The organism is uncultured Corynebacterium sp., from assembly GCF_945649885.1.
Taxonomy (GTDB): domain Bacteria; phylum Actinomycetota; class Actinomycetes; order Mycobacteriales; family Mycobacteriaceae; genus Corynebacterium.
This window is the reverse complement of record NZ_CALZFS010000205.1, coordinates 1-2,580: the sequence shown is the minus strand read 5'-3', so window position 1 is coordinate 2,580 and position 2,580 is coordinate 1. Positions and strand designations below refer to the sequence as shown.

At 60.2% G+C, this 2,580-nt stretch carries 3 protein-coding genes; all 3 read left to right on the top strand.

Annotated elements, in window-relative coordinates:
* A partial coding sequence (locus tag Q0M74_RS13815; RefSeq protein ID WP_293955437.1) for a phosphotransferase occupies window positions 1-897 on the top strand: 897 nt, incomplete at its 5' end.
* Between the two features lie 17 nt (window positions 898-914).
* On the top strand, window positions 915-2,282 hold the full coding sequence (locus Q0M74_RS13810) for a replication-associated recombination protein A (RefSeq protein WP_293955435.1): 1,368 nt from the start codon (window positions 915-917) through the stop codon (window positions 2,280-2,282).
* A 115-nt stretch (window positions 2,283-2,397) separates the two neighbouring features.
* Window positions 2,398-2,580 (top strand): alanine--tRNA ligase-related protein (locus tag Q0M74_RS13805; RefSeq protein ID WP_293955433.1); only part of this gene is annotated, 183 nt, incomplete at its 3' end.

The following is a 2,580-nucleotide window of genomic DNA, read 5'->3' as shown; positions in this document are numbered from 1 at the left end:
GACATCGACAAGCGCATCATCGTCCTGTCGGATTCTGGCAACGGTGATACCTTCGCTGATCTCTTGGAGCAGCGCACCGGTGATCACCGCATGCAGATTCTCCGCAACCTCGGCCAGTCCCTGGGTAGCCTCCACGCAGCCACAGCTGACCGTGAGGCAGACTTCGACATCCTCATGTCACGCATGCTCTCACGCCACCCCTCGACTGCAGAGATGCAGAAGCAGCGCGACACACTGCTGCCTACCGCCATCCAAGTCGGTATTCAGATCCTGGCAGGCAGCGGTATCACCATTCCGAAGGTGGTGGAGGACTTCTCACGCGATGCCCAGCGCCGCTTGATCTCCGGACAGCACAGGGCATTCACCCCCTTCGACCTGTCGCCGGACAACATCATCGTGGCGGAACGCACCCACTTCCTTGATTATGAGGTCGCCGGTTTCCGGGATGCCACCTTTGACATCGCCTGCGTGATCGCTGGTTTCCCACAGTTCGTGTTCAGCCATCCCATCACTGATGATGAAGCTGATGAGCTCATTGACGCCTGGGTCCAAGAGGTCCGTGGCATCTGGCCGAATGTGAATAATGAGGACCGTCTGCATGCGCGTATTGTCACAGCCCTGATCGGCTGGGCCCTGTCGAGTGTGACCCTCATGCACCTGGGTTCCATCGCCGCGGTGGCCACCTACCTGGACAACAGTGATTCCGCGGGGGAGATCGAACTGGATGAGTTCGCCTTCCCGCGGTCCCAGGATGATGATGAACTTGTCCGCCAAGACCTCCACGAGACCTTCACCGCCCTGCAGCGTTTTGCCGCCAGAGGAGCGGACTCCCGTTTCCCTGGGGTGGCCCGCTTCGCCGGCGATGTGGTGCAGTCAATGATCGGTGTTGAACACTAGGGACTACTGTTGCCTCTATGGCACAGGACTCCCTCTTTGAAACACCCGGAACCCCGGACAATCAAGGTTCCACACCACCACGTGCTGCGGATAAGTACTTCCATCCGGGTGGACATGCTCCACTTGCTGCTCGGATGCGGCCCCGCACCCTTGATGAGGTGGTGGGGCAGCAGCACCTGCTGGGGACCGGCCGTCCGCTGCGCCGCCTGATCGAGGGATCTGGTGAAGCCTCGGTGATTCTCTACGGCCCACCGGGAACCGGCAAGACCACGATCGCCTCATTGATCTCCTCTGCCACCGGTGACCGCTTTGTCGGATTATCCGCACTGTCCTCTGGTGTGAAGGAGGTCCGCGAGGTCATCACCCGGGCACGCACCGACCTGCTCCACGGCGAACGTACCGTCCTCTTCATCGATGAGGTCCACCGCTTCTCCAAGACACAACAGGATGCTCTGCTTGCCGCCGTGGAGAACCGCACCGTCCTCCTGGTCGCCGCAACCACAGAGAACCCCTCCTTCTCCGTTGTGGCACCCTTGTTGTCACGGTCTCTGCTCCTGCAGTTGGAGCCACTCACCGATGCTGATGTGAGCACCGTTTTAGAGCGGGCGCTTATCGACGACCGCGGCCTCGCCGGACGTATCACCGCCAGCGCGGAGGCAATCGAGCAGCTGGTGTTGCTTGCCGGCGGCGATGCCCGCCGCGGACTTACCTACATCGAAGCCGCCTCCGAGGCAGTGGAGGATGGGGGAGAACTCACCCTGGATGTGGTGAGAGAAAACGTCAACCGCGCGGTAGTCCGCTATGACCGTGATGGTGATCAGCATTATGACATTGTCAGTGCCTTCATCAAATCCATCCGGGGTTCTGATGTGGATGCTGCCCTGCACTATCTGGCACGCATGGTGGAGGCCGGTGAGGATGCCCGCTTCATCGCCCGTCGACTGGTGGTCCACGCCAGTGAGGACATTGGCATGGCGGATCCCACGGCCCTGCAATCTGCAGTGGCAGCTGCACAGGCGGTCCAGCTGATCGGTATGCCGGAAGCCCGCATCACCCTGGCGCAGGCCACCATCCACCTGGCTACCGCACCCAAATCCAATGCTGTGATCAATGCCGTCGATGCAGCACTCAGCGATGTGAAACAGGGTCACATCGGTCCGGTGCCTGCCCACCTGCGCGACGGTCATTATGAGGGGGCGAAGAAGCTCGGCAATGCTGTGGGCTATGTGTACCCCCATGATGATCCCCGTGGTGTTGTCCGCCAAGACTATCTCCCGGATAACCTGCGTGAGCGTGTCTATTATCAGCCCACTGCACACGGGGTGGAGAAGCGGATATCTGAGTACCTGGGCCGATTGCGCAGAATCATTCGGGGAACCAGATAGCCCTGGGTTGCCGATACCCCACCCGGGGCGGGTAAACTTAGGGATTGTCCCATAACGGGCACCATTTTGGTGTGCCCGCTAACAATCCCGAGTAGTTCTAAGGCAGGATACCGCTGTGCAGACCCATGAGATCAGGGAACGCTTTACCAATCACTTTGTTGAGGCTGGCCACACGGCGGTTCCCAGCGCGTCGCTGATTCTGGATGACCCGAACCTGCTCTTCGTCAATGCAGGCATGGTTCCATTCAAGCCCTACTTCCTCGGCCAGCAGAACCCGCCATTCGAAAATGGCACGGCC